General features: G+C 69.2%; 28 protein-coding genes. 14 read left to right on the top strand and 14 right to left on the bottom strand.

The annotated features are described in order from the left end of the window. Positions 1 to 64: 64 nt before the first annotated feature. The 8 genes from rsd to BMZ19_RS16310 all read right to left on the bottom strand — a co-directional run bounded on the left by rsd (position 65) and on the right by BMZ19_RS16310 (position 7508). Positions 65 to 523, bottom strand: a complete 459-nt coding sequence (gene rsd / locus BMZ19_RS16345) for a sigma D regulator (RefSeq protein ID WP_090312649.1) — start codon at positions 521 to 523, stop codon at positions 65 to 67. Positions 524 to 722: 199 nt separating this feature from the next. After that, entirely contained in the window at positions 723 to 1214 is a 492-nt protein-coding gene (locus BMZ19_RS16340; RefSeq protein ID WP_090312648.1) for a disulfide bond formation protein B, read from the bottom strand. A gap of 129 nt (positions 1215 to 1343) precedes the next feature. Continuing rightward, positions 1344 to 2564 carry a heme biosynthesis HemY N-terminal domain-containing protein gene (locus tag BMZ19_RS16335; RefSeq protein ID WP_090312647.1) on the bottom strand — a complete coding sequence of 407 codons (1221 nt, stop codon included), beginning with the start codon at positions 2562 to 2564 and terminating at the stop codon, positions 1344 to 1346. Further along, entirely contained in the window at positions 2561 to 3766 is a 1206-nt protein-coding gene (locus BMZ19_RS16330) for a uroporphyrinogen-III C-methyltransferase (protein ID WP_090312646.1), read from the bottom strand. Before BMZ19_RS16330 ends, BMZ19_RS16335 begins: the two co-directional genes overlap by 4 nt. Before the next feature lie 56 nt (positions 3767 to 3822). Further along, entirely contained in the window at positions 3823 to 4596 is a 774-nt protein-coding gene (locus BMZ19_RS16325) for a uroporphyrinogen-III synthase (protein WP_090312645.1), read from the bottom strand. Further along, the gene (hemC, locus tag BMZ19_RS16320) at positions 4593 to 5531 is read right to left on the bottom strand and encodes a hydroxymethylbilane synthase (protein WP_090312644.1); all 939 of its coding nucleotides are present in this window, start codon (positions 5529 to 5531) and stop codon (positions 4593 to 4595) included. Before hemC ends, BMZ19_RS16325 begins: the two co-directional genes overlap by 4 nt. Before the next feature lie 157 nt (positions 5532 to 5688). Then, complete coding sequence (locus BMZ19_RS16315) at positions 5689 to 6432, bottom strand: LytR/AlgR family response regulator transcription factor (RefSeq protein ID WP_090312643.1); 744 nt, start codon at positions 6430 to 6432, stop codon at positions 5689 to 5691. Then, positions 6429 to 7508, bottom strand: coding sequence for a sensor histidine kinase (locus BMZ19_RS16310; RefSeq protein ID WP_090312642.1), 1080 nt, complete (start codon positions 7506 to 7508; stop codon positions 6429 to 6431). The genes BMZ19_RS16315 and BMZ19_RS16310 overlap by 4 nt, the downstream gene beginning before the upstream one ends. Positions 7509 to 7676: 168 nt before the next feature. Here BMZ19_RS16310 and argH point away from each other — a divergent pair, with 168 nt between their 5' ends. From argH to BMZ19_RS16285, 5 genes are all read left to right on the top strand, one after another. Continuing rightward, positions 7677 to 9071, top strand: a complete 1395-nt coding sequence (argH, locus tag BMZ19_RS16305; protein WP_090312641.1) for an argininosuccinate lyase — start codon at positions 7677 to 7679, stop codon at positions 9069 to 9071. A 91-nt stretch (positions 9072 to 9162) separates the two neighbouring features. Further along, entirely contained in the window at positions 9163 to 9624 is a 462-nt protein-coding gene (locus tag BMZ19_RS16300) for a hypothetical protein (protein ID WP_170847794.1), read from the top strand. 72 nt (positions 9625 to 9696) lie between these two features. After that, positions 9697 to 9933 carry a TIGR02647 family protein gene (locus BMZ19_RS16295; protein ID WP_090312640.1) on the top strand — a complete coding sequence of 79 codons (237 nt, stop codon included), beginning with the start codon at positions 9697 to 9699 and terminating at the stop codon, positions 9931 to 9933. Between the two features lie 225 nt (positions 9934 to 10158). Beyond that, complete coding sequence (locus BMZ19_RS16290; protein ID WP_090312639.1) at positions 10159 to 10395, top strand: hypothetical protein; 237 nt, start codon at positions 10159 to 10161, stop codon at positions 10393 to 10395. Between the two features lie 384 nt (positions 10396 to 10779). Beyond that, positions 10780 to 11448: a hypothetical protein gene (locus BMZ19_RS16285; RefSeq protein WP_090312638.1), complete on the top strand. Its 669-nt coding sequence runs from the start codon at positions 10780 to 10782 to the stop codon at positions 11446 to 11448. Between the two features lie 133 nt (positions 11449 to 11581). On the opposite strand, the gene rnk is transcribed toward BMZ19_RS16285, so the two are convergent. Continuing rightward, on the bottom strand, positions 11582 to 11986 hold the full coding sequence (gene rnk / locus BMZ19_RS16280) for a nucleoside diphosphate kinase regulator (RefSeq protein WP_090312637.1): 405 nt from the start codon (positions 11984 to 11986) through the stop codon (positions 11582 to 11584). A 272-nt stretch (positions 11987 to 12258) separates the two neighbouring features. Next, positions 12259 to 12591: an iron donor protein CyaY gene (gene cyaY / locus BMZ19_RS16275; RefSeq protein ID WP_090312636.1), complete on the bottom strand. Its 333-nt coding sequence runs from the start codon at positions 12589 to 12591 to the stop codon at positions 12259 to 12261. A 162-nt stretch (positions 12592 to 12753) separates the two neighbouring features. Between cyaY and lptM the strand changes: the two genes are divergently transcribed. The 7 genes from lptM (at position 12754) to BMZ19_RS16240 (ending at position 18429) form a co-directional block, all read left to right on the top strand. Next, positions 12754 to 12888 (top strand): LPS translocon maturation chaperone LptM, encoded by a 135-nt coding sequence (lptM, locus tag BMZ19_RS16270; protein WP_090312635.1) that lies wholly within the window; start codon positions 12754 to 12756, stop codon positions 12886 to 12888. Positions 12889 to 12943: 55 nt separating this feature from the next. Beyond that, positions 12944 to 14191, top strand: a complete 1248-nt coding sequence (gene lysA / locus BMZ19_RS16265) for a diaminopimelate decarboxylase (RefSeq protein ID WP_090312634.1) — start codon at positions 12944 to 12946, stop codon at positions 14189 to 14191. A gap of 13 nt (positions 14192 to 14204) precedes the next feature. Next, positions 14205 to 15035, top strand: coding sequence for a diaminopimelate epimerase (gene dapF, locus BMZ19_RS16260; protein WP_090312633.1), 831 nt, complete (start codon positions 14205 to 14207; stop codon positions 15033 to 15035). Beyond that, a complete protein-coding gene (locus BMZ19_RS16255) occupies positions 15032 to 15718 on the top strand; it encodes a DUF484 family protein (protein WP_090312632.1) in 687 nt (228 codons plus the stop codon). Before dapF ends, BMZ19_RS16255 begins: the two co-directional genes overlap by 4 nt. A gap of 144 nt (positions 15719 to 15862) precedes the next feature. After that, on the top strand, positions 15863 to 16834 hold the full coding sequence (xerC, locus tag BMZ19_RS16250; RefSeq protein ID WP_090312631.1) for a tyrosine recombinase XerC: 972 nt from the start codon (positions 15863 to 15865) through the stop codon (positions 16832 to 16834). 78 nt (positions 16835 to 16912) lie between these two features. Next, positions 16913 to 17614, top strand: a complete 702-nt coding sequence (locus tag BMZ19_RS16245) for an HAD family hydrolase (protein ID WP_090312630.1) — start codon at positions 16913 to 16915, stop codon at positions 17612 to 17614. Then, positions 17614 to 18429 (top strand): CPBP family intramembrane glutamic endopeptidase, encoded by an 816-nt coding sequence (locus BMZ19_RS16240; RefSeq protein WP_090312629.1) that lies wholly within the window; start codon positions 17614 to 17616, stop codon positions 18427 to 18429. The genes BMZ19_RS16245 and BMZ19_RS16240 overlap by 1 nt, the downstream gene beginning before the upstream one ends. A gap of 75 nt (positions 18430 to 18504) precedes the next feature. Here BMZ19_RS16240 and sutA read toward each other — a convergent pair whose 3' ends face one another. From sutA to glnK, 4 genes are all read right to left on the bottom strand, one after another. Then, positions 18505 to 18816 (bottom strand): transcriptional regulator SutA, encoded by a 312-nt coding sequence (gene sutA / locus BMZ19_RS16235; protein WP_090312725.1) that lies wholly within the window; start codon positions 18814 to 18816, stop codon positions 18505 to 18507. A gap of 226 nt (positions 18817 to 19042) precedes the next feature. Beyond that, positions 19043 to 20296, bottom strand: a complete 1254-nt coding sequence (locus tag BMZ19_RS16230) for an ammonium transporter (protein WP_090312628.1) — start codon at positions 20294 to 20296, stop codon at positions 19043 to 19045. Between the two features lie 75 nt (positions 20297 to 20371). Next, positions 20372 to 21691, bottom strand: coding sequence for an ammonium transporter (locus tag BMZ19_RS16225; protein ID WP_090312627.1), 1320 nt, complete (start codon positions 21689 to 21691; stop codon positions 20372 to 20374). Between the two features lie 53 nt (positions 21692 to 21744). Next, positions 21745 to 22083 carry a P-II family nitrogen regulator gene (glnK, locus tag BMZ19_RS16220; RefSeq protein ID WP_090312626.1) on the bottom strand — a complete coding sequence of 113 codons (339 nt, stop codon included), beginning with the start codon at positions 22081 to 22083 and terminating at the stop codon, positions 21745 to 21747. A 466-nt stretch (positions 22084 to 22549) separates the two neighbouring features. Between glnK and BMZ19_RS16215 the strand changes: the two genes are divergently transcribed. Continuing rightward, on the top strand, positions 22550 to 22810 hold the full coding sequence (locus BMZ19_RS16215) for an accessory factor UbiK family protein (protein ID WP_090312625.1): 261 nt from the start codon (positions 22550 to 22552) through the stop codon (positions 22808 to 22810). A 41-nt stretch (positions 22811 to 22851) separates the two neighbouring features. Next, on the top strand, positions 22852 to 24348 hold the full coding sequence (locus BMZ19_RS16210; RefSeq protein ID WP_090312624.1) for a YifB family Mg chelatase-like AAA ATPase: 1497 nt from the start codon (positions 22852 to 22854) through the stop codon (positions 24346 to 24348). Positions 24349 to 24523: the final 175 nt, after the last annotated feature.

The raw sequence follows: 24523 nt of genomic DNA, 5'->3' as shown, positions 1-24523 counted from the left end.
CTAGCCCCCCGGGCGCGCCGCATCCAGACAGACGGCGCAGCCGTACCCCGCGACGGCTCTGCCGTCAGGCAGGCGAGGCCTGGCGATGCGCGTTGTGCAGCACCTCGATCAGGCAGTCCTCCAGCTCGAAGCGCTGTTCGAGCAGCTGACCGAGGCGCGCCAGCTCGTGGCTGAGTCCGGGACTGTCGCGACAGTCGCCGTTGTCGCAGCGGTCGTTGAAGTCGAGCATCACGGCGGTGCTGGCCTCGATCTGCGGAAAGACCTTGGCCGCCAGGGTCAGCGCCTGCTCGTCGCCGAAGGCGCGCGCCTCGCCGAGCAGCTGTTCATAGATTTCGAAATGGCCGGCGGAGACGTAGTCCATCAGCTGCGCGCAGAAGTCTTCCAGCAGCGGGCCGCTGGTCTGCGGGCGACTGTTGAGATCCTGGAAGGCGCTGACCAGCTGGTGCCGGCACTGCAGCCAGCGATCCAGCAGCAGATGTACCCCACCCCAGCGTTCCTGGGCATTGCGACAGTTCTCGAGCATGGTATTCCTCGCTTCCCGCGTTGGACGATGTTGTTATGCGCAAGGGAAAACGATGCCACCCGGCATCGACTCAGGCCACGGCAGGGTACCTCCCACGGGCAATATCCTGCTACAGCCAGTACCGGCGAGACTATGCCGGCTGTCTGCCACCAGCAAGCCATCGCCGGGAAAACTTTGATACGGCCGTTTGAGGCCGGGATCAGTCGCGACGCAGCAGCTGCAGCAGTGCCACCGCGGCAAAGCCGACGAAGGCCAGCAGGCTCCACTCGGGGATGCTCAGGCCCAGCAGGGTCCAGGTCACCTCGGCGCAGTCGGCGGTGCCGTGCAGCATCAGACGCACGATGTCCTGGAACGGCAGCGCCTCCATCATGTACTCGAGACTCGGCAGGCAGGCCGGCAGTTGATCCGGCGGCAGACCCTGCAGCCAGATCTGCCGACCGGCCGAGGCGATGCCGGCGGCGCCGAACAGCAGGGTCAGACCGGCATACAGACGCCGACCGAGGCGCTGCGGGCCATGCATGGCGGCAACCAGGCAGGTCAGGCCGACGCCGATGAACTCGATGCGCTGGACCACGCACAACGGACAGGGCTCGAGCCCCTCGGCATGCTCCAGATACAGGCCGAAGGCCAGCAGCGCGGCACAGGCGAGGAAGACGAGGAAATTCAGCAGGCGGGGGTTGGCCAGCGGCATGGCGGCTCCGGAGGGAGGAAACAGAGGGCCGCTACGGTAGAGGAAAGCCGGGCAGGCTTTCAAGGCTGCCCACCCGGCGAGAGGCGACGACCGTCGCGTGAAACGTGCCGTCCGTCACCCTCGGCCCAATCAGCGCCCCGGCTGCGGCAGGACCGGCAGATCGCGAGCGAGCAGGCCGAAGCCTTCCTGGAGCAGACGGTTGCTGCGCTCCAGCTCACCGAGACGGGCGAGCAGCCGTGCCAGTTCGCCATAGGTTTCGGCACTGCGCTCCAGGCGCAGGCTGTGCTCGAAGTAGTCGCGCGCCTTGCCCCACAGATGGTTGCGCAGGGCCAGACGACCGAGGCTGAGCAGCAGGCCGGGGTGCTCGGGGTGCGCCTTCAGCCAGGCCTCCGCACTGGCCAGCTGGCGGGCCGGATCGCGCCCCTCGGCCAGTCCGTAGAGATAGGCCAGACGCTCGTCGAACTGGCCCTTGAGCGCACCGCGCAGCACATCCTCGGCTTCGCCGCCGGCGCCGAGACGCTGCAGCTGTTCGGCGTAGCAGGCCACCAGGGCCGGCGTCTGCCGCACCGCCTGCGGCAGCTGTTTCCAGGCCTGCTGCAGGGTCGCCAGCGGCTGCTCGCCGCTCTGCGCCGCCTGCACCAGCAGGGCGCTGCGCGCCTGCCGCTCCAGGGCGTCCAGCTCGCTGTCCTTGAGCAGTGTCTGCCGGCGAAGGTCGGGCAGCAGCTCGCACAGCGCCGCCCAGTTGCCGAGACGCAGGTGGAGCTGCTGCAGCAGGCGCAGGGCGAGGGGGTGACGCGGGTGCTTCTCACGTACCGGCTGCAACGTGGCCACCGCCCGCTCGTCCTCGCCACGCGCCATCAGCAGTTGGGCCTGGGCCAGGGCGACCGCCACCGCCGCCTTCGGCTCGCGCAGGCGGGCCTGCTCGAGCATCAGATCGGCGGTGGCATGCTCGCCCAGCTCGCTGGCCGCACGGGCGGCAGCCAGATAGGGCACCAGCGGCTGCGAGCTGTGCTCGGCAGCCCGGCGCAGCAGGCGCAGGGCATGCGACCAGCGTCCGGCGGCGAATTCGAGCAACCCGCGCTGGGCGGCCAGCTGCACCCGCCGCGCGCGGTTGCGCCCCGACCAGGGATTGACCAGCCGCCCCGAGGCGCCCATCAGGCCGAGCAGCAGACGGATGCCATAGAGCAGCGCCCACAGCGCGACCCCGAGGGCGAGAAACACCCACAGGGTCGATTCGTAGCGAAAGCCCTTCCAGGCGATCAACACGTAGCCGGCATGCTCGGCCACCGCCAGGCCCAGCAGCGCAGCGGCAAGAATCGCCAGCAGGAACAGCAGGAAGGTGCGGTTCATGCTCCGCCCTCCTGCGCAGCGTCGCCAGTCGCCGGATCGGATTCAGATTCGGAGGACTCGGATTCAGGCTCCACGGGCGCGGCGGCCGGCTTGACCGCCTGGCCGGCCGCCTCCAGCTCGGCACGCGCGCGCTGTGCGAGGTAGGCCTGCAGGGCGCCCAGCGCCGGGGTCAGGTCGGGCAGCTCCTGGGCCACCGGCTGCCCGGCCAGCTGGCCGAGGCGCTCGTAGAGCGCCTGGTTTTCCGGGGTGTCCAGACCGAAGTAGCGCTGCAGCACGGCACGGCCCTGCTCCAGGGCACCCTGGTAGACCTGCGGCTGGGCATGCAGCGCGGCCCACTGGGCCTGTTCGAGAGCCAGGCGCAGGGTCATGCGCAGCTGCTCGAGGGTCTGTCCGGCGAGCAACGGCTTGACCTCGTCGCTGGCGGTGAATTCGAGGCGCACGAAACCGCTCAGGCGCTGCCACCAGTCGGCCCACAGGCTGGCGCCATCGCCCTCGGCGACCTGCGCCGCGGCGGGCACACCACCACCTTGCTGCGCCTGGAACTGCGGCTGGCGGGTATTCAGGCGCGCCGCCTGCTCGCCCAGGGCACCGAGCTGCAGGAACAGCCCGGTGCGGTCGATGACCGGCAGGGCCTGCAGGGCTTCCAGACTGTCCACCAGCCGCTCGCGCACGGCGAAGGCCGCTGGGTCGTCGTGATCGCGAAGGATCTGGTCGGCCGCGCTGACCAGGAAGCGCGCGCTGCCGACATCCTGCAGCGCCGACAGGCGCAGGCTGGCCAGGCGCAGCAGGTGCTCGGCCTCGGCCAGGCGCCACTCCTGGCGGCTGGCGCCGAGCACGTTGTCGACCCGCTCGCTCAGCTGCTGCTGGCCGGCCTGCAGCTCGGCCAGCAGGCGGCGGCGCTCCTCCAGCTCGTCCGGCGACGGCAGCCGGGACAGCTGATGGCTCATCACCAGGTCACGCTCGGCCAGACCCAGGGTCTGGGTACGCGCCTCCTCCAGGCGGATCTGCTGCTGCTCGGCGGCGACCTGCAGACTGCGCACCTGCCACAGGCTCCAGCCGGCCACCAGCAGACCGCCGGCGCCCAGCAACAGGGCCAGCAGCGGCAGCGTACGGCCATTGCGCGACGACGCCTGGCGCGGCGCCACGGGGCTGGCGCTCGGCGCGGCGGAGGCTTGTTCGGTTTGCGGGGCTGGGTCGGTCACGTCGGCATCCTTTTGGTCGGTTCACACGTCCGGCAGCGCTACGCCGCCGGGCGCTCTCAGCGTTCCATGGCGCCGGATTCGGCCGCCAGTTGCGCCAGCAGGGCCGCAGCGCTGGCCCCGCGGCAGTCTCGTACATCCCGGGCGCCGGCCTCGCGGGCCAGCGCCGCCACCCGCGGGCTGGGCACGAACAGCGGCAAGCCTGCCAGCTGCGGCCAGTCGTCGCCGGCCAGCTGGCAGAGATGGCTCAGGCCCTCGCCGCTGCTGACCACCAGGCCATTCAGCGCCTGCTCGCGCACCGCCTGCAGCAGGCTGCCGGCGGGGTATTCCGGCAGACGCCGCCGGTACAGGGAAAGATAGTCCACGGCGACGCCGCGCTCGCGCAAGCGCTCGCCCAGCCAGTCGCGCCCGCCCTCGCCGCGCAGGATCAGCAGCCGCGGGTTGGGCACGTCGATGGCCTGCTGCAAGGCGGGCAGCGCCAACAGCGCCTCGCTGTCGTCGCCGCTGTCCGGCCAGCTGGCATCCAGGCCGTAGTCCTCGAGCAGCGCGCCGGTGGCGGCGCCGACCGCGAACCAGCCCTGGCGCGCCGGCGGCAGCGGCCAGTAGCGGTCGAGCAGCTCGAGCCCCAGGCGCGCGGCCGGCTTGCTCACCACCACCACCGCGCAGTAGCGGTCCAGGTCGAGGAACAGCGTGCGCTGCTCCGGGGTTTCCCCCAGCGCCTCGATTTCCAGCAGCGGCAGACAGTGGCCGAAGATGCCCTGCGCCGCCAGCGTCTGCGCCAGCGAGGCGCAATCCTCGGTCGGCCGGGTCAGCAGCAGGCGCCAGCCACTCACGGCTGGCCGGCCTCGCCGTACACCTCGGCGAGAATGCGTGCGGCGCCCTGGGCCAGCAGCGCCTCGGCCACCTGCACGCCCAGCGCCTCGGCCTCGCTGCGCGGCGCGCGGGCCTCGGCCCGCAGCAGCAGGCCGCCGTCGGGCTGGCCGACCAGGCCACGCAGCCACAGCTGGTCGCCTTCGAGCAGCGCGTAGCAGGCGATCGGCACCTGGCAGCCGCCGTTGAGCCGCTTGTTCAGCGCGCGCTCGGCAGTTACCCGGTCGGCGGTGTCGGTGTGGTGCAGCGGCGCCAGCAAGGCGTGCAGCTCGGTATCGGCGGTGCGGCACTCGATGCCCACCGCGCCCTGGCCGCCGGCCGGCAGGCTGTCCTCGGCACTGATGAAGGCGCGGATGCGCGCCTCGAAGCCGAGACGGATCAGACCGGCGGCGGCGAGGATGATGGCGTCGTACTCGCCGGCATCCAGCTTGGCCAGGCGGGTGTTGACGTTGCCGCGCAGGAACTGGATCTTCAGGTCGGGGCGGCGCGCCAGCAGCTGGGCCTGGCGGCGCAGGCTGGAGGTGCCGACCACGCTGCCGGCAGGCAGCGCATCGAGACTGGCGAAGGTATTGGAGACGAAGGCGTCGCGCGGATCTTCGCGTTCGCAGATGCAGTACAGGCCCAGGCCCTCGGGGAAGTCCATCGGCACGTCCTTCATCGAGTGCACGGCGATGTCGGCTTCATTCTCTAGCAGGGCGGTTTCCAGCTCCTTGACGAACAGGCCCTTGCCGCCGATCTTCGCCAGCGGCGCATCGAGCAGCTTGTCGCCGCGGCTGACCATCGGCACCAGGCTGACGGTCAGCCCCGGATGGGCCTGCTCCAGACGGGCCTTGACGTGTTCGGCCTGCCACAGGGCGAGGGCACTCTTGCGGGTGGCAATGCGGATTTGGCGGGACATGGGCAATTCCAGAAGCAGATGGACTGCCGCGATGATAACAGGCTCGGGGCTCAGGCTGGATTGGCCAGGGGGATGGAAAGCGGCCCGTTGCCTGCAGGCTGCGCTCGACGCGCCAAGGCACCCCGCAGTATGCAGAAGACAGCCGGCACGCTCTTCCTCAGAGCTGGTTCATCAGCTTGCGCACCCCGGCCACATGGCGGCGACTGACGGTCAGCGCCTCGTCGCCAAGGCCGCGCAGGTACAGCTGGAAGTGTCCCATCGGCGTGCGCTGCAGGCGCTCGATGCGCGAGCGGGCGACCAGCGCGTTGCGGTGGATGCGCACGAAGCGCTCGCCGAACTCGTCCTCCAGCGCCTTCAGCGGCTCGTCGAGCAGCACCTCGCCGTGCTCGTGGCGCAGGGTCACGTACTTGTGGTCGGCGATGAAGTAGATCACCTGCTCCAGCGGGATCAGGTCGATGCCCTTGCGGGTGCGTGCGCCGATGTGGCTGCGCGGGGCGCCGTGGTCCTCCGCCGGACGAGTCAGCGCCGCCAGCTGCATGCGGTTGGGCCGCTCGGCCTTCTTCAGCGCCTCCTCCAGCGCCTCGGGACGCACCGGCTTGACCAGGTAGCCGACCGCGCTGACCTGGAAGGCCTCGAGGGCGAATTCGTCGTGGGCGGTACAGAAGATCACCGCCGGCGGGGCCTCGCGCTCGCACAGCCGCGCCGCCACCTGCAGCCCGTCCAGACCGGGCATGCGAATGTCCAGCAGGACGATGTCCGGCCTGAGGCTGTCGATCAGGCTCAGCGCCTCTTCGCCGTTGCTGGCCAGCGGCTCGAGCACGCGATAGCCATCCAGTTGCCCGACCATCCGGGCCAGGCGCTCGCGCGCCAGGGGTTCATCGTCGACGATCAGGACATTCATGATGTTCTGGCTTCCTGCGTAGGTCTTGCACAAGCATAGCGTAGACAGGTGAAGTGCCGTCCGTCACGGCGCTCGATGCTCAGACCTGCCTCTGGCCCGAAAAGTGCCGCAAGTCGCGACTGGATATTGCCCAGCGCCAGGCGAGTGCCGCCCGACTCCGCCGCCTCCTCGGCCGCCAGCGGATTGCTGACGCACAGCTGGAACAGGCCGCCGGCGTAGCTGGCGCGCACCTCGATCAGGCCGCCGTCGATGCGCGGCTGGATGCCGTGGATGATGGCGTTCTCCAGCAGTGGCTGCAGGGTCAGCTGCGGGATTGGCAGATCGTCCGGCACACCGGCGATCTGCCAATCCAACTGTAGCCGTTCACCCAGGCGGTACTGCTCGATCGACAGGTAGCGCCGCGCCAGGGCCAGCTCGTCGCGCCAGGCCACCAGGCTGCCCGGCTTGGCCAGGCTGGCGCGGAACAGGTCGGAGAGGTCGAGCACCGCCAGCTCGGCCTTGTCAGGAGCGCTGGCGATCAGGCTGGCGATGCTGTTCAGGCTGTTGAACAGGAAGTGCGGGCGGATGCGCGCCTGCAGCGCCTCGAGCCGGGCGCGCAGCTCGGCCTGCTGCTGGCGCCGCCACTGGCTCTGCAGGTAGAAGTAGCGCAGCACCAGCCCGGACATGATCAGCGCGATCAGCCCGTGGCGCAGATACAGGTTGAGCTGGCCCTCCTGGGGGCGCGGCACGGACAGCCCGAACCAGCCGGCCGCCCAGGTGCAGGCCAGGGTCAGCGCCACCACCAGAGCGCCGCAGAGGATGCCGGCCAGCGCCTGCGGCAGGCCCATCAGCCACGGCCGCAGGCGGCACAGCGCCGCCGCCGAGAGCAGCACCAGCCACTGCACGAACAGCGAGGTCAACGCCAGACGCACCCAGTCGAACGACGGCTGCAGCGGCTCGGCCAGCACCAGCACCAGCACCAGCAGCTCGGCCAGCAGCACCAGGCTGAGCAGCGCCTCGGGCGCGCACAGTTCGGGGAGGAAGAAGTCAGCGGACGAGGCCGGCGGTCGGGTGCCGGCAAACCAGGATTTGCGCATCCAGCCAGTGTCCGCCGCGACCGTTCGTCCGGCAAGCCCGCAGCATGGCAGGGGGTGACCTGGGTCACCGAACGCCGCTGCCGGGTTTTGCCGGGCGAGCTGGTATCATGCCGGGCATACGCCCCGTGGGGCCTCCGTCCTTTGCATGAACACAGCACGAGACACCTGATGAGCAGCGAAAAAACCAACCAGTCCTGGGGCGGCCGGTTCAGCGAACCGGTCGATGCCTTCGTCGCCCGCTTCACCGCTTCCGTCGACTTCGACAAGCGCCTGTATCGCCACGACATCATGGGCTCGATCGCCCACGCCACCATGCTGGAGCAGGCCGGCGTGCTGAGCGCCGCCGAGCGCGACGCCATCATCGCCGGCCTGCAGCAGATCCAGGCCGAGATCGAGGCCGGCCAGTTCGACTGGCGCGTCGATCTGGAAGACGTGCACATGAACATCGAGGCGCGCCTGACCGACCGCATCGGCATCACCGGCAAGAAGCTGCACACCGGGCGTAGCCGCAACGACCAGGTGGCCACCGACATCCGCCTGTGGCTGCGCGACGAGATCGACGTCATCCTCGGCGAAATCACCCGCCTGCAGCAGGGCCTGCTGACCCAGGCCGAGCAGCACGCCGAAGTGATCATGCCCGGCTTCACCCACCTGCAGACCGCCCAGCCGGTGAGCTTCGGCCACCACCTGCTGGCCTGGTTCGAGATGCTGTCGCGCGACTACGAGCGCTTGGTCGACTGCCGCAAGCGCGTCAACCGCATGCCGCTGGGCTCGGCTGCGCTGGCCGGCACCACCTACCCGATCCAGCGCGAGATCACCTGCCAGCTGCTCGGCTTCGAGGCCATCGGCGGCAACTCGCTGGACGGCGTGTCGGACCGCGACTTCGCCATCGAATTCTGCGCCGCCGCCTCGCTGGCGATGATGCACCTGTCGCGTTTCTCCGAAGAGCTGGTGCTGTGGACTTCCGCGCAGTTCAACTTCATCGAGCTGCCGGACCGCTTCTGCACCGGCTCCTCGATCATGCCGCAGAAGAAGAACCCCGACGTCCCGGAACTGGTGCGCGGCAAGAGCGGCCGGGTGTTCGGCGCGCTGACCGGACTGCTGACCCTGATGAAGGGCCAGCCGCTGGCCTACAACAAGGACAACCAGGAAGACAAGGAGCCGCTGTTCGACGCCGCCGACACCCTGCGCGACTCGCTGCGCGCCTTCGCCGACATGATCCCGGCGATCAAGCCGCGCGTCGAGGTGATGCGCGAGGCCGCCCGCCGCGGCTTCTCCACCGCCACCGACCTCGCCGACTACCTGGTGCGCAAGGGCCTGCCGTTCCGCGACTGCCACGAGATCGTCGGCCACGCGGTGAAGTACGGTGTGGCGACCGGCAAGGACCTGGCCGAGATGTCGCTGGATGAGCTGCGCCAGTTCAGCGATCAGATCAGCGACGACGTGTTCGCCGTGCTGACCCTGGAAGGCTCGGTCAACGCCCGCGACCATATCGGCGGCACCGCGCCCAACCAGGTGCGCGCCGCCGTGGCCCGCGGCCAGGCCCTGCTGGCTGCGCGCTGAGGTCGCTTCGGCAGCGCTCCGACCAAGGAGCGCTTGCCGCCCCCACCATCGGCGGGTTATGAAGGAGCCGTCAGTTGCTCCGGAGCCCGCCATGTCCACCGCCGACCGCCCGCGCTTTCGCGTCAGTGCCGACCGCCAGTCGGCCAGCCGGCGCCTGCGCTACGTGGAAACCAGCCGCCCGGATGACGGCAGCTGCACCCTCTGCCAGCTGGACGAAGAAAATCCTCCGGCGCTTGACGAGAACTCCGCCATGAGTCACAACTCCGCCGAAGACGATGCGGTCTTCGCCGAAAACAAGCTGATCGAAGCCATCGAGAACCAGATCGCCGCCGGCGAGCCGGCCGCCGCCCAGGCGACCCTCAACAAGCTGACCCTGGTCGGCTACGAACGCAGCGAGGCCGTGCGCCTGATGGCGCTGATCCTTGCCCACGAGATCGAGAACATGCTGGCGGATAACCGGCCGTTCGACGGCTCCGGCTACGAAACCATGCTGCGCGCCCTGCCTGAACTGCCGGAAGCGCTGGGCGATGCGGACGACGAAGAAGACGAATAAAACGAACAAGACAACCGGCAACATCCCTTGAGCGCGACCCTTTCGGTCGCCCTGCCCTGCACTGGAGGCACCATGAACCTGACCCCCGAGCTGATCGCCGAAGTGGAACTGCTCGCCCTGTTCAACCCGGACAATACCCAGGAGGGCCTCAAGATCCACCACGACGCCGCACCGCAGAAGATCGCCGCGGGCGAGCGCCTGCACGCCAAGGGCCTGATCACCGAAGTCGACGGCGGCTACCTGACCAGCCTCGGCCTGGACGCGGCCGAACAGGTCCGCGGCCTGCTGACCATTCTGCAGCCGGCCTGACCAACACCCGGGCGGACAGCGCGCACTGCGCTGCCCGCCTCCACCACGCCTGCAGCACGCGACTGCGGCTTCACCTTCCCGCCTCACCTTGCCCTTCCCTGGCCTGCGCCAGCCGCCAATGGGTCGGCCTCACATTTCAGCGACATTCCTTGACCGCCTCGACGAACATCGTGGCCGGGACGGATCTATCATGCGGGTCCCACACCGGACCAGGACGTCCCCCTCATGAGTCGCCCGCTGCGCATCACCCGCTACGCACTCGCTGCCATCTTGCTCCTGGCCATTACCCTGACGTTGTACTGGGTTCGCGACGATTCGCTGCACCCCGAGGCCAGCGCCTGGGTCCAGGCAGTCGACAGCCCGCGGGACAGCAGCGACGGCTACCTCTACCTGCTCGGCCTGGTTGCCGCGACAGAGCCGCGGGCCGCCGGCCGGGCACGCCTGGCCGAATACCGGCAGTGACGCGCCACGCATTCGCCCTTCGATGACTCGTTCCAGCCGACGCCACTCCGGCAACTGGATATTCCCAAGCTCGCAGCGCAACACAACGAACATGGCTACTGCCTGGAGCCGGCGCGCGACGAGGCGCATCTGGAGCAGGGGCGGGAGCTGCTCAAGCGTTATCGGCAGGTCGCGCGCCTCGCCGACCTGCGCAGCCTGGCCGCCAGCGAGCTGTCGGAACCGCAGCCCAACTATGTCGTCCTGCTGGCCGGCAATCGCCTGCTGGCGCTGGACGCCTGCCGGCTACGCCAAGACGACCAGGCCGAACAGGCCAGAACCCTGCTCGAGGAAGACATCGGCCACTGGCGCCGACACCTGGCCGCCGCCGACACCCTGACCCAGAAGATGGCCATCGTCCGCCTGTTCGCCAGTGATGTCGGCGTCCTCGCCGCGCTGTACCAGCAGGGCCTGATCGAGCGCCCGGCCGCTCTGCCGCCCCTGACGGCCGCCGAGCGCTCGCTACAGAGCGCCATGCAGAGCGAGTTCGCGATGCTCGCCAAGGGCTTCGCGTCGATGCGCGAGGACCCGCACTTCCCTCAGGAACATGGGCGCCTCGCTCTGCAGCTGCTGTTCAAGCCGAACATGAGCAGCAACGCCACGCTGCCCGACTACCAGCGCATCGCCCGTGCATCGCAACTAACGGCCAGCGAATTTGCCGACGGGCTGCGGCAGTCACCGCCCCCGCGCCGCCAGGACTGGCGCAATCCCATCGGCAATATACTGGTCGCTGTCGCCATACCCGACATGAGCCAGTACCTGGCCCAGCTGCACGATCTGGATGCGCGCATCCAGCTCTACAACCGCCTCAACACCCTCGCCCCCGGCTTCTCCAGCGCGCAGGCGCTGGCCCAGGCGGCCGAGGGCAATCCCTATGGCCTAGGCCCGGCCAGGCTGGTCGAGGGTCCGCCGCAGCGCCTCTGCTACGACGGCCCGCGAGAAGATGCGAAACAGCTCCGCTGCCTGGCGCTGCTCAGCCAGGACCCGGCACCCGTGGCCAGCCACATCCGACCGTAGATGCCCGCGGGACTGCGCCTAGGCGCGACAGCGGCGCAGTGCCCGACAGCCATTGCCACGCCCCTGAAATGCAAACAGCCCGCGACCGATCACCCGGCGCGGGCTGTTTGCATTGCTGCGGACTGACGCGGGCTCAGCGCACCTCGCCGGCGGCTTCCGGCTGGTAGTCGACGCCGAGCAGGCTCAGCTGCAGGGTCTTGCCCCCGGGCAGTGCCCAGTCGATGGTCTGCCCCACCGACAGGCCGAGCAGGGCGCAGCCCACCGGCGCCAGCACCGAGACGCTGCCCTCGCGCCCGGACTCCTGTGGATAGACCAGGGTGAGGTGGTACTCCTTGCCGCTGGCTTCCTCGCGGCAATGGGCGGTGGAGTTCATGGTCACCACCCCCGGCGGCACCTCGTCAAGACCGACCACCTCGGCGCGGCCCAGCTCGCGCTCCAGCGCCTCGGCGGTGGGATTGAACGCCTCCAGGCTGTCCAGCATCTTCTCCAGACGCTGCAGGTCGAGGCGGGTAATGGTAATCGGCGGCGACAGGCTCATGATGTCGGCAGGGCTCCTGATGGATGGATCGCGAAAAGGAAAACCCCGCCACACTGGCTGTGTGAAAACATCGCGGACGTCGGCGAGGCAAAGCAAAACCGCGCCCCGCACCTTTTCCCGAGCGGGACAGGTGCGGGGCGCGGCTTCAACGGCGCATCGCCCGACGCGGTGTCTTTATACAACCGGCGCAGGCGGGGTCTGCCCTGACCCTACCACAGCGCGACAAATAAGCAACCCGAGCGCCGGCGACCGGCGGCGCAGGCGGGTCGCGCTCAGAGCGCGGTGAAATCCACCGCGGCGCCACCCTGCTCGCTGGCCAGACGCGCGAGCATGGCGGGCAACGCCTCGCCGTTGCCGTCGCAGACCCAGGTACCGGCCGCCTCGTCGTAGTCGAAGTGGAAACCGCCGGAGCGCGCCGCCAGCCACAACTGGCGCAGCGGCTCCTGACGGCTGAAGATCAGTTGGCTGCCATTGTCGAAGCGCACGGTCAGCACGCCGCCGCTGTTCTCCAGGTCGACATCCAGATCAGTGGCATCGAAGGCGTCCTCGACCGCCAGTTGCAGGGCATCCACCAGGGCGTGGAAGCGGGCTTCAGTAAGACTCATGGACTCTTCTCCGCTCGAACAGGAAATGGCATCGCCCCGCTTGCCGGGCACGCTGGCGACGCACCGCGCAGGCCGCGCCCGCCGTGCGTCCCGGCGCATAGGCAAGCCCTCGGGGGGTCGGTATACTCCGGCGCAATCGATGCTTTTACAAGGATTTCCGCCATGAAGCGCCTGCTGCTTCCGTTCCTTGCGCTGATCGTGCTCAGCGCCGGCCTCACCGGCTGCGGCCAGAAGGGTCCGCTGTATCTTCCGGGCGATGAAAAAGCCGGTAGCAGCAAAGACCGTTTCGAATTCTAAGAGTCCGGCGCATCCCGCCCAGTCGCGGACGTCCGGACTCCTTCAGGAGGCCTGCATGCAACCTTTCAACTACCGCGGCGGCGAGCTGTTCGCGGAAGGCGCGGCGCTGTCCGCGATTGCCGAGCGCTTCGGCACCCCCACCTACGTCTATTCGCGCGCCCACATCGAGGCGCAGTACCACGCCTACGCCGACGCGCTGACCGGCATGCCGCACCTGGTGTGCTTCGCGGTCAAGGCCAACTCCAACCTCGGCGTGCTCAACGTGCTGGCCCGCCTCGGCGCAGGCTTCGACATCGTCTCGCGCGGCGAGCTGGAACGCGTGCTGGCCGCCGGCGGTGAGCCCGGCAAGATCGTCTTCTCCGGCGTCGGCAAGAGCCGCGACGACATGCGCCGTGCGCTGCAAGTCGGCGTGCACTGCTTCAACGTCGAGTCCGACGTCGAGCTGGAGCGCCTGCAGCAGGTGGCCGCCGAGCTGGGCGTCAAGGCGCCGGTGTCGCTGCGCGTCAACCCCGACGTCGACGCGCAGACCCATCCGTACATCTCCACCGGCCTCAAGGAGAACAAGTTCGGCATTGCCATCGACGCCGCCGAGGCGGTCTACGCCCGCGCCGCCGAGCTGCCCAACCTTGAGGTGGTCGGTGTCGACTGCCACATCGGCTCGCAGCTGACCCAGCTCGAGCCGTTCCTCGACGCCCTCGAGCGCCTGCTGGCGCTGGTCGACCGCCTGGCCGCGCGCGGCATCCAGATCCAGCATCTGGATCTGGGTGGCGGTCTCGGCGTGCAGTACCGCGACGAGGAGCCGCCGCTGGCCGGCGATTACATCAAGGCGGTACGCGAGCGCCTGGCCGGTCGCGAACTGGCCCTGGTGTTCGAGCCGGGCCGCTCGATCGTCGCCAACGCCGGCGTGCTGCTGACCCGCGTCGAGTACCTCAAGCACACCGAGCACAAGGACTTCGCGGTGATCGACGCGGCGATGAACGACCTGATCCGCCCGGCGCTGTACCAGGCCTGGATGGACGTCAGCGCCGTGCAGCCGCATGCCGGCGAAGTGCGTTGCTACGATCTGGTCGGACCGATCTGCGAGACCGGCGACTTCCTCGCCAAGAACCGCGAGCTGGCCCTGGCCGAGGGCGACCTGCTGGCCGTGCGTTCGGCCGGCGCCTACGGCTTCGTGATGAGCTCCAACTACAACACCCGCGGCCGCGCCGCCGAGGTGCTGGTGGATGGCGAGCAGGTGCACCTGGTGCGCCGCCGCGAGAGCATCGAAGAGCTGTACGCCGGCGAAAGCCTGCTGCCCAACTGATCCGGAGGCCGGCATGCTGCTGCGTTTCACCAAGATGCACGGGCTGGGCAACGACTTCATGGTCCTCGACCTGGTCACCCAGCACGCCCATGTGCAGCCCAAGCATGTGCGCCAGTGGGGCGACCGCCACACCGGCGTCGGCTTCGACCAGCTGCTGATCGTCGAGCCGCCGAGCCGGCCGGACGTGGATTTCCGCTACCGCATCTTCAACGCCGACGGCTCCGAGGTGGAGCAGTGCGGCAACGGCGCGCGCTGCTTCGCCCGCTTCGTCATCGACAAGCGCCTGACCGCCAAGAAGCGCATCCGCGTCGAGACCAAGAACAGCGTGATCGAGCTGAACGTGCGCAGCGACGGGCAGATCACCGTGGACATGGGCGCGCCGCGCCTGTTGCCGGCGGAGATCCCCTTCGTCGCCCCGGAGGCCGCGCTCGCCTACGAGGTCGAGGTCGGCGGTCAGACCGTCGAGCTGGCTGCGGTATCGATGGGCAACCCCCACGGCGTGCTGCGCGTCGACAACGTCGACACCGCGCCGGTACATACGCTCGGCCCACAGCTGGAAACCCATCCGCGCTTCCCGCAGAAAGCCAACATCGGCTTCCTGCAGGTGGTCGACGCCCACCACGCGCGCCTGCGCGTGTGGGAGCGCGGCTGCGGCGAGACCCAGGCCTGCGGTACCGGCGCCTGCGCTGCCGCGGTGGCCAGCATTCGCCAGGGCTGGCTGCAGTCGCCGGTGCAGATCAGCCTGCCCGGCGGTAGCCTGTCGATCGAGTGGGCCGGCCCCGGCCAGCCGGTCATGATGACCGGCCCGGCGCTACGCGTGTTCGAAGGCCAGGTGCGCCTGTGAGCGAGCTGCCGGAGCTGGACGCCGAACAGGTCGCCGCCTGGCTGGCCGCGCACCCGCAGTTCTTCGTCGGCCGCGACGAGCTGCTCGCCGAGCTGCAGATTCCCCACGAGGCCGGCCACGCGGTGTCGCTGGTGACCCGCCAGCTGCGCCTGCTGCGCGAGCGCAACCACGAGCTGCGCACCCGACTGACCCAACTGATGGACATCGCCCGCGACAACGATCGGCTGTTCGAGCGTACCCGTCGGCTGATCGTCGCCCTGCTCGACGCCGAGGGCCTCGAGGAGCTGGTCGCCGCGGTGGAGGACAGCCTGCGCCACGACTTCCAGGTGCCCTTCGTCAGCCTGCTGCTGTTCAGCGACAACCCGCCGGCGGTGGGCCACTGGGTCAGCCAGAGCGAGGCCCAGCAGGCGGTCGGCGCCCTGCTCGCCGGCAACAAGACGGTGTGCGGCGTGCTGCGCGCCGAGGAGTTGGCCTTCCTGTTCCCCGCCGAGAACATCGCCAGCATCGGCTCGGCCGCGGTGGCGGTGCTCAGCCATCAGGGCCTGCACGGCGTGCTGGCCCTCGGCAGCCCCGACCCGCAGCACTACAAGAGTTCGCTGGGCACCGTGTTCCTCGGCCACGTGGCGGAGATCGTCGCCCGCCTGCTGCCGCGCCTGGTGCCGCCGCTGCGCGCGGTGCGCTGACACGCGGCCGCTGTTGTCGGAGGTCCGCCCTCGGGGCGAAGCTGTTGAGCTTGAGGCGGGCCTGCGGCCCGCATCGCCGCGAGGTCGCGCCTCCCACAGGCTGGCCGCACGCGGCACCCCAGCCGCCACCACCAGGAGTCCGCCATGCAAACCGAACTGGACGCCTACCTCGAACACCTGCGCAGCGAGCGCCAGCTGTCGCCGCACAGCGTGGCCGGCTACCGCCGCGACCTCGACAAGCTGCTGGCGCTGATGACCGAGGCCGGCCTCGAGCGCTGGCCACAGCTGGAAACCCGCCAGCTGCGGCGCATGCTCGCCAGCCTGCACCAGCAGGGCCTGGCCGCGCCCAGCCTGGCGCGCTTCCTCTCCGCCGTGCGCGGGCTGTACCGCTACCTGATCCGCGAGAACCACTGCCGCCACGACCCCAGCGCCGGCCTGCACCCACCCAAGGGCGAACAGCGCCTGCCCAGGCTGCTCGACACCGACCGCGCCCAGCAGCTGCTCGACGGCGCGCCGGGCGTCGATACGCCGGACGACGCTGCGCCGGCCGACGACTTTCTCGAGCGCCGCGACCAGGCCATGCTCGAGCTGTTCTATTCTTCCGGCCTGCGCCTGTCCGAACTGACTGGGCTGGACCTGGCGCAGCTCGACCTGGACTCCGGCCTGGTGCGGGTGCACGGCAAGGGCAACAAGGTGCGCACGCTGCCGGTCGGGCGCAAGGCGCGCGAGGCCCTGCAGGCCTGGCTGGAGATCCGTCAGGGCGCCGCCGTCGACCAGGCGCTGTTCATCAGCCAGCGCGGCCAGCGCCTGAGTCCGCGGGCCATCCAGCTGCGCGTGCGCCAGGCCGGAGTGCGCGGACTGGGCCAGCACCTGCACCCGCACATGCTGCGCCACAGCTTCGCCAGCCACATGCTGGAGTCCTCCCAGGACCTGCGCGCGGTGCAGGAACTGCTCGGCCACGCCGACATCGGCACCACGCAGATCTACACCCACCTGGACTTCCAGCACCTGGCGCGCATCTACGACCAGGCCCACCCGCGCGCGCACCGGCGCACCGACGCCACTCCAGACAGCGCCGCGCCGCCCCGCGGCGACGAAGATGACGGCCAGGACTGATCCAGCCCCGCACAGCGGCGGTATGATGCAGAAACCGACCGAAACACTCGGCCCTCTCACCCACAGCGGAGAATGCCCGTGACCCTGCGCCTGATCACCTTCGACCTCGACGACACCCTGTGGGATGTCGCCCCGGTGCTGCAGGCCGCCGAAGCCGGCCTGCTGGCGTGGCTGGCCGAGCATGCCCCGCGCCTCGGCGACGAAGCCAGCGCGCAGCTGCAGCACAACCGCCAGTGGCTTCTAGAGCAGGAACCGGGCCTCAACGGGCGCATCAGCGAGCTGCGCCGCCGCGTGCTGCGCCACAGCCTGCAGCAGGCCGGCTATGCCGAACGCGAGGCGGTGCAGCTGGCGGAAGCGGCCTTCAGCCACTTCCTCGCCGCGCGCCAGCAGGTCAGCCTGTTTCCCGAGGTGCGCCCGACCCTCGAACAGCTGGCCGAACAGTTCAGCCTGGGCGTGCTGACCAATGGCAACGCCGACGTCGAGTGCATCGGCATCGCCGGCTACTTCCGCTTCGCCTTCAACGCCGAACAGCTCGGCGTCAGCAAACCCGATCCGCGCGCCTTCCACGCCGCCCTGCAGCACGCCGGCGTCCCGGCGCAGGCCGCCGTGCATATCGGCGACCATCCCCGCGACGACATCCAGGGCGCCCAGGACGCCGGCATGCGGGCGATCTGGGTCAACCCGCAGGGCAAGGCTTGGGACGGCGAGGGCACGCCGGATGCGCAGATCGCCAGCCTCGCCGAGCTGCCGGCGCTGCTGGCGCGCTGGCAGGCCGCCTGATGCCGCACGACAGCCCCGCCTTCGCGGTGACTGCCGACTACCCACAAACCCGCCCCGGCCAGCTGCTCTGGCCGCTGCTGGCGCCGGCGCTGGTGCTGCTGGCCGGGCTGCTCGCCGGCGGCATCCAGCCGGCCGGACTGCTGGGCGGCGCGCTGTTCGCCGCCTGGGTGCTCTGTGCCCGGCCGCGGCTGTCCGGCGGGCTGTGGCTGGGCGGCACGCTGCTGGCCGGCCTGGCCCTCGCCGCCCACGTCCTGCCCGGCTTCAGCCCGCTGCCGCTTGGCGTGCCACGCTCGATCAGCCCGGACGCGCCGCCATATGCGCTGCGCCTGTCCTGGGACAAGCTGCTGGTCGGCGTCACCCTGCTGGCCTGGTGGTGGCGCCAGCCGCGCCGGCCGGTGGAGCATGCGAGGTCGGCCTGGCGCTGGGCCCTGGCCACCCTGCTGGCGGTGCCGGCGCTGGCCCTGGCCCTCGGCGTGGTGGCCTGGCAGCCGAAATGGCCGGCCGAGCTGGCCGTCTGGCTGGCACTCAACCTCGGCGTGACGGCACTGGCCGAAGAGCTGCTGTTTCGCGGCGTGCTGCAGGGCGCGCTGGTCGCGCGTCTCGGCGCCAGCCGCGGCATCGCCCTGAGCGCGGCCCTGTTCGGCCTGGCCCACGCGCCTTTCAGCCTGACCTTTGCGCTGGTCGCCGGCGTCGCCGGGCTCGGCTACGGCTGGGTCCTGCAGCGGTCTGGCCGTCTGGCCGCGGCCGTGCTGCTGCACGCGGCAGTCAACCTGCTGCACTTTTTGCTGCTCAGCTATCCGCTGCGCCTGAACTGACGATTCGCGGACACAAAAAAGGCGACCCCGGATCAACTCCGGGGTCGCCTTTGCGCCTGCCAGTGATCGGATCGATCAGATGGGGCGGCTGCCGTACTTGCTGTCCGGCTTCTTGGGCGGATCGGCAACCACGTTGGATTCGACTTCCTGTACCTTGCCGCCGCGCGCGAGAAACTCTTCCATCGCCCGCGCCAAGGCGTCGCGCTCTTTCTGCTTGGCCTCGATGGTGGGCAGTTCCTCGGGCTCGGCTTCCTTCTTGGTCTTCTTGGCTACCGGGGCAGCCACCTCGTCGTCGCTGTCGCCATCGTCATCCGGCGCCGCACCCAGCTCCTCGTCGGCCTCGTCGGCGCCTTCCAGCTCGTCCTGTTCCAGATCTTCTTCGCTCATGATGAACCCCATGCTGCTCTGCAAAGGCAGATTGTTTATAGCCCAACAACGTCACGTGCGCGCGCTGCCGGTGTACATTCGTCGAACTCGCCCCGCGACTCCCCATGCCATCCGGCATGAGTGGATACGGCTGTGCGGCCCATTCGCGCGCATTCTAGCGCGCCGCCAGAAAAAGCAAAGGGCACCCGAGGGTGCCCTTGTGCTGTGGCGATAAAAAGCGCGCCGGTCAGCTCTTGCGAGTGAACTCCGGATAGGCCTCCATGCCGCACTCGGCGATGTCCACGCCGGTGTACTCGTCCTCGGCATCCACGCGCACGCCCATCACCGCCTTGAGGATCGCCCAGACGATCAGGCTGGCGGAGAACACCCAGCCGAAGATGCAGACGATGCCGAGCAGCTGGGCGGTGAAGCTGCCGCCGTCGTTGGTCAGCGGCACCGCCAGCAGGCCCCAGATGCCAGACAGACCGTGCACCGCGATGGCACCCACCGGATCGTCGATCTTCAGCTTGTCGAGCAGCAGCACGCCGCCCACCGCCAGCACGCCACCGACGGCGCCGATCAGCACGGCCGACAGCGCCGACGGGGTCACCGGTTCGGCGGTGATCGCCACCAGACCGGCCAGGGCACCGTTGAGGGCCATGGTCAGGTCGAACTTGCCGAACAGGATGCGCGCCACGATCAGCGCCGCCAGCAGGCCACCGGCCGCCGCCATGTTGGTGTTGAGGAAGGCCGCCGCCACCGCGTTGGCGTTCTCGATGCTGCTGATGGCCAGCTGCGAGCCGCCGTTGAAGCCGAACCAGCCGAACCACAGGATCAGTGCGCCCAGGGTCGCCAGCGGCAGGTTGGCGCCGGGAATGGCGTTGACCTGGCCGTTCGGGCCGTACTTGCCGCGCCGCGCGCCGAGCAGCAGGACACCGGCCAAGGCCGCGGCGGCGCCGCACAGGTGCACCACGCCGGAACCGGCGAAGTCGAGGAAGCCGGCCTGGTTGAGGAAGCCCGAACCCCATTTCCAGTAGCCCTGGACCGGGTAGATGAAGCCGGTCATCACCACCGCGAAGGCGAGGAAGGCCAGCAGCTTCATGCGCTCGGCCACCGCGCCGGAGACGATCGACATGGCGGTGGCGACGAACACCACCTGGAAGAAGAAGTCGGCGCGCTTGGAGAAGGCCGGCGCATCCTCGCCGCCCGCGGCGACCAGGTCCACCGCATGCTCGTCACCGATCAGGAAGCCCAGACTCGGCAGGATGCCGCCCTCGGGGCTGGAGTACATGATGTGGTAGCCGATCAGCAGGTACATCACGCAGGCCACGGCGTACAGGGCGACGTTCTTGGTGAGGATCTCGGTGGTGTTCTTGGCCCGGACCAGACCGGACTCGAGCATGGCGAAACCGGCCGCCATCCACATCACCAGGGCACCGCAGATCACCAGATAGAAGGTGTCCAGGGCGTATTGCAGGGGGATCAGAGCATTGGTATCCATATGAAAAGCCTTGTGCAGGGGGGCGCTGGCGCGCCGGCGTGCGGGCACCCGACCTTGGGTGCCCGCCACATTGCCTCAGAGGTTGTAACCGCGTTCGTTGTGCTCGGCGAGATCGAGACCGACGCTCTCGGTTTCCTCGCTGACGCGCAGGCCGATCACCAGATCGAGCACCTTGAGAATCACGAAGGTGACGATGGCGGTGTAAACCACGGTGAACGCCACGCCCTTGAACTGGGTGAACAGCTGGGCGCCGATGTCCTCCACCGTGCCGAAGCCGCCCAGCGCCGGTGCCGCGAAGGCGCCGGTGAGGATCGCGCCGACGATGCCGCCGACACCGTGCACGCCGAAGGCGTCCAGGGAGTCGTCATAACCGAGCTTGCGTTTGAGGCTGGTGGCGCAGAAGAAGCAGATCGCACCGGAGGCCAGACCGATCACCAGGGCGCCCATCGGGCCGGCGGTACCGGCGGCCGGCGTGATGGCGACCAGGCCGGCGACCACCCCGGAGGCGATGCCCAGGGCGCTGGGCTTGCCGTGGGTGAGCCACTCGGCGAGCATCCAGGCCAGCGCGGCAGCGGCGGTGGCGATCTGGGTGACCAGCATGGCCATGCCGGCGGTGCCGTTGGCGGCGATCGCCGAGCCGGCGTTGAAGCCGAACCAGCCGACCCACAGCATGGCGGCACCGATCAGGGTGTAGCCGAGGTTGTGCGGCGCCATGTGGGTGGTCGGGTAGCCCTTGCGCTTGCCCAGCACGATGCACGCCACCAGGCCGGCGATACCGGCGTTGATGTGCACCACGGTGCCACCGGCGAAGTCCAGCACGCCCCAGTCCCACATCAGGCCGCCGTTGCCGGCCCAGACCATGTGGGCGATCGGTGCGTAGACCAGGGTGAACCACACCGCCATGAAAATCAGCATCGCGGAGAATTTCATGCGCTCGGCGAAGGCACCGACGATCAGCGCCGGGGTGATGATGGCGAAGGTCATCTGGAAGGTGATGAACACGCTTTCCGGGAAGGCGCCGATCAGGCTGTCAGGGGTCAGGCCGCTGAGAAACGCCTTGGACAGCCCGCCGATGAAGGAGTTGAAGTTGACGACCCCCTGCTCCATGCCGGTGGTGTCGAAGGCCAGACTGTAGCCATAGAGGACCCACAGCACGCTGATCAGGCCGGTGATGGCGAAGCACTGCATCATCACTGAAAGGATGTTCTTGGAACGGACCATGCCGCCGTAGAACAGCGCCAGGCCGGGGATGGTCATGAACAGGACCAGCGCGGTGGCCGTCAGCATCCAGGCGGTATCGCCGCTGTTCAGGGTCGCTTCTTCGGCAGCCAGGGCCAGGCCCGGGCTGACGAGAGACAATAGGGCTCCTAGCCCTGCGATTTTGCGCAGAGTCATGTGTTACTCCTGGGGCGTGGGGTTCGGTGGAGTAGCGGTTGTAGCGGCTGGGGTCAGACCGCGTCGGTGCCGGTCTCGCCGGTGCGGATGCGGATCGCCTGCTCCAGATTGACCACGAAGATCTTGCCGTCACCGATCTTGCCGGTGTTGGCGGCCTTGGTGATGGCGTCGATGACTGCATCCAGCTGGTCGTCGGCAATCGCTACTTCGATCTTCACCTTGGGCAGGAAGTCGACCACGTATTCGGCGCCGCGATACAGCTCGGTGTGGCCCTTCTGGCGGCCGAAGCCCTTGACCTCGGTGACGGTAATACCCTGCACGCCGATTTCCGACAGCGACTCGCGCACGTCGTCGAGCTTGAACGGCTTGATGATGGCAGTGACTAGCTTCATGAATGTTTCTCCCGTAATGGTGGACTTGCCCCAGGAACAACGAACCCGTAACAAGTCTAAGCGCAGAGTCCCACGTTTGTAACAGGCGGCAGACACTACGCAGGCTGGATTCAACGTTGACCGGCAGCTAGTGGCGAAGCTCTCCCCTGCTCCGCCCAATCCACCACAGTGGCATTCGGCACCGGCAGCACAACGCTTGCAGAAACCTTGCCAGCTTTTCACAAACACTTGTTTTTCAGTGATTTGCGCGTGATCGTCGGTTTTACCGGCAAAATGCCCAACAACTGCGCACCGTTACAGTGCACAAGCCCAGTCTAGTTGCGCAAAAACCGAGCTGCCACCCGCCACAGCACCGCACCCGTGCACCAGCAATGGGCACGCCTGCCGGCAGCACGTGCAGGACCTGCGTCGCAGGTCCGACAATGCAATCTGCTAGACTGGCGCCTTCTGTTGATGGAATGCCGCCATGCTGCCGCCCAAAGCCGTTTTCGACCTTCTCGCCAGCCAAGCCAGCCGCCTGTTCGGCAGCGATTCGCCATTGCCGCGCGCCGAACTGGAAGCCCAGTTCAAGGCCCTGCTGCAGGGTGCGTTCGGCAAGCTGGACCTGGTCGGCCGCGACGAGTTCGACGCGCAGATGACCGTCCTCGCCCGCACCCGCGCACGCCTGGAAGCCCTCGAGGCACGGGTCGCGGAACTGGAAGCCCGCCTGGAAACGCCGCACGAATAAGCAGCGGCACCTTCCGCGGGACACTTGATCAAGGAGCGATCATGTCCCTCGCCATCGTCTACAGCCGCGCCCAGCTCGGCATCGACGCCCCGGCCGTCAGCGTCGAGGCGCACCTGGCCAACGGCCTGCCCTCGCTGACCCTGGTCGGCCTGCCGGAAACCGCCGTGCGCGAGAGCAAGGACCGCGTGCGCAGCGCGATCCAGAGCTGCGGCTTCGAATTCCCCAGCCGGCGCATCACCCTCAACCTAGCCCCCGCCGACCTGCCCAAGGACGGCGGCCGCTTCGACCTGGCCATCGCACTCGGCCTGCTCGCCGCCAGCGGGCAGCTGCCGGCCGCCAGCCTCGAGAACCTTGAATGCCTCGGCGAACTGGCCCTCTCCGGCGCCCTGCGTCCGGTGCGCGGCGTGCTGCCGGCGGCGCTGGCCGCCCGCGGCGCTGGGCGCGCCCTGCTGGTGCCGCGGGCCAATGCCGAGGAGGCCTGCCTGGTCTCCGGGCTGACCGTGTACGCCGCCGAGCACCTGTTGGAAGTCGCCGCCCATCTGGCCGGACATACACCGCTCGCCCCCTGGCAGGCCCACGACCTGCCGCTGCCGACCGCCAGCCCGGGGGACATCGCCGAGGTGCAAGGCCAGCTGGCCGCCAAGCGCGCCCTGCTGGTGGCCGCCGCCGGCCGCCACAACCTGCTCCTCAGTGGTGCACCGGGCACCGGCAAGACCCTGCTGGCCAGCCGCCTGCCCGGCCTGCTGCCGCCGCTGTCCGAAACCGAGGCACTGGAAGTCGCCGCCATCCAGTCGATCGCCGGCTCCGCGCCACTGGTCGGCTGGCCGCCGCGGCCGTTCCGCCAGCCACACCACAGCGCCTCCGGCCCGGCACTGGTCGGCGGCGGCAGCCGGCCGCGCCCCGGCGAAATCAGCCTGGCGCACCACGGCGTGCTGTTTCTCGACGAACTGCCGGAGTTCGATCGCAAGGTCCTGGAGGTACTGCGCGAACCGCTGGAAAGCGGCGAGATCGTCATCGCCCGCGCCCAGGACAAGCTGCGTTTTCCGGCGCGCTTCCAGCTGGTGGCGGCGATGAATCCCTGCCCGTGCGGCTATCTCGGCGATGCCGAGCAGCGCTGCCGCTGCACCCCCGAGCAGGTGCAGCGCTACCGCAGCCGGCTGTCCGGGCCGCTGCTCGATCGCATCGACCTGCACCTGCACGTGCGCCGCGAGCCGACCCGCCTGCACGCCGCCAGCGAAGGGCCGGACAGCGCCGCGCTGGCGCAGCAGGTGGCGGCGGCCCAGCAGCTCCAGCAGGCGCGCCAGGGCTGCGCCAACGCCCATCTCGACCTGCCCGGCCTGCGCCAGCACTGCCCGCTCGGCGAAGCCGACCGCCTGTGGCTGGAGAGCGCCGGCGAGCGCCTGCGCCTCTCGCTACGCGCCCTGCACCGGGTGCTCAAGGTGGCGCGCACCCTCGCCGACCTGGCCGGCATCGCCGACATCCAGCGCGCCCAGCTGGCCGAAGCGCTGCAGTACCGCGCACCGGGCGAATCCGGTTGAGCGCCCGGAAATCGATACAACGAAGCTATGAGGAATCATTGAAGTCTCAACTAAAGCTATCAAGATGCTAGAGTAACCGGTCACCTCCTCCGGCCGGCGAGCATCCGCGCGCGTTTGCGCCTGCCTGGCGGCCGGTCCAGTCTGTCTGCTATCCGCCCTTGGCGGCCATCCGCAC

It is taken from the genome of Pseudomonas linyingensis (genome assembly GCF_900109175.1).
Classification (GTDB): Bacteria; Pseudomonadota; Gammaproteobacteria; order Pseudomonadales; family Pseudomonadaceae; genus Geopseudomonas; species Geopseudomonas linyingensis.
Note: the sequence above shows the minus strand (reverse complement) of the source record. Positions and strands in the feature narration are given on the sequence as shown.

What these genes read in the sequence shown, in the direction of transcription:
- rsd (WP_090312649.1), bottom strand. Translation starts at nt 523, where the DNA reads ATGCTCGAGAACTGTCGCAATGCCCAGGAACGCTGGGGTGGGGTACAT.
- glnK (WP_090312626.1), bottom strand. Translation starts at nt 22,083, where the DNA reads ATGAAGCTAGTCACTGCCATCATCAAGCCGTTCAAGCTCGACGACGTG.
- lptM (WP_090312635.1), top strand. Translation starts at nt 12,754, where the DNA reads ATGAAGCGCCTGCTGCTTCCGTTCCTTGCGCTGATCGTGCTCAGCGCC.
- argH (WP_090312641.1), top strand. Translation starts at nt 7,677, where the DNA reads ATGAGCAGCGAAAAAACCAACCAGTCCTGGGGCGGCCGGTTCAGCGAA.
- BMZ19_RS16310 (WP_090312642.1), bottom strand. Translation starts at nt 7,508, where the DNA reads ATGCGCAAATCCTGGTTTGCCGGCACCCGACCGCCGGCCTCGTCCGCT.
- BMZ19_RS16290 (WP_090312639.1), top strand. Translation starts at nt 10,159, where the DNA reads ATGAGTCGCCCGCTGCGCATCACCCGCTACGCACTCGCTGCCATCTTG.
- sutA (WP_090312725.1), bottom strand. Translation starts at nt 18,816, where the DNA reads ATGAGCGAAGAAGATCTGGAACAGGACGAGCTGGAAGGCGCCGACGAG.
- hemC (WP_090312644.1), bottom strand. Translation starts at nt 5,531, where the DNA reads ATGTCCCGCCAAATCCGCATTGCCACCCGCAAGAGTGCCCTCGCCCTG.
- BMZ19_RS16240 (WP_090312629.1), top strand. Translation starts at nt 17,614, where the DNA reads ATGCCGCACGACAGCCCCGCCTTCGCGGTGACTGCCGACTACCCACAA.
- rnk (WP_090312637.1), bottom strand. Translation starts at nt 11,986, where the DNA reads ATGAGCCTGTCGCCGCCGATTACCATTACCCGCCTCGACCTGCAGCGT.
- cyaY (WP_090312636.1), bottom strand. Translation starts at nt 12,591, where the DNA reads ATGAGTCTTACTGAAGCCCGCTTCCACGCCCTGGTGGATGCCCTGCAA.
- xerC (WP_090312631.1), top strand. Translation starts at nt 15,863, where the DNA reads ATGCAAACCGAACTGGACGCCTACCTCGAACACCTGCGCAGCGAGCGC.
- BMZ19_RS16340 (WP_090312648.1), bottom strand. Translation starts at nt 1,214, where the DNA reads ATGCCGCTGGCCAACCCCCGCCTGCTGAATTTCCTCGTCTTCCTCGCC.
- BMZ19_RS16215 (WP_090312625.1), top strand. Translation starts at nt 22,550, where the DNA reads ATGCTGCCGCCCAAAGCCGTTTTCGACCTTCTCGCCAGCCAAGCCAGC.
- dapF (WP_090312633.1), top strand. Translation starts at nt 14,205, where the DNA reads ATGCTGCTGCGTTTCACCAAGATGCACGGGCTGGGCAACGACTTCATG.
- BMZ19_RS16335 (WP_090312647.1), bottom strand. Translation starts at nt 2,564, where the DNA reads ATGAACCGCACCTTCCTGCTGTTCCTGCTGGCGATTCTTGCCGCTGCG.
- BMZ19_RS16300 (WP_170847794.1), top strand. Translation starts at nt 9,163, where the DNA reads ATGTCCACCGCCGACCGCCCGCGCTTTCGCGTCAGTGCCGACCGCCAG.
- BMZ19_RS16230 (WP_090312628.1), bottom strand. Translation starts at nt 20,296, where the DNA reads ATGGATACCAATGCTCTGATCCCCCTGCAATACGCCCTGGACACCTTC.
- BMZ19_RS16285 (WP_090312638.1), top strand. Translation starts at nt 10,780, where the DNA reads ATGGCCATCGTCCGCCTGTTCGCCAGTGATGTCGGCGTCCTCGCCGCG.
- BMZ19_RS16315 (WP_090312643.1), bottom strand. Translation starts at nt 6,432, where the DNA reads ATGAATGTCCTGATCGTCGACGATGAACCCCTGGCGCGCGAGCGCCTG.
- BMZ19_RS16210 (WP_090312624.1), top strand. Translation starts at nt 22,852, where the DNA reads ATGTCCCTCGCCATCGTCTACAGCCGCGCCCAGCTCGGCATCGACGCC.
- BMZ19_RS16295 (WP_090312640.1), top strand. Translation starts at nt 9,697, where the DNA reads ATGAACCTGACCCCCGAGCTGATCGCCGAAGTGGAACTGCTCGCCCTG.
- lysA (WP_090312634.1), top strand. Translation starts at nt 12,944, where the DNA reads ATGCAACCTTTCAACTACCGCGGCGGCGAGCTGTTCGCGGAAGGCGCG.
- BMZ19_RS16225 (WP_090312627.1), bottom strand. Translation starts at nt 21,691, where the DNA reads ATGACTCTGCGCAAAATCGCAGGGCTAGGAGCCCTATTGTCTCTCGTC.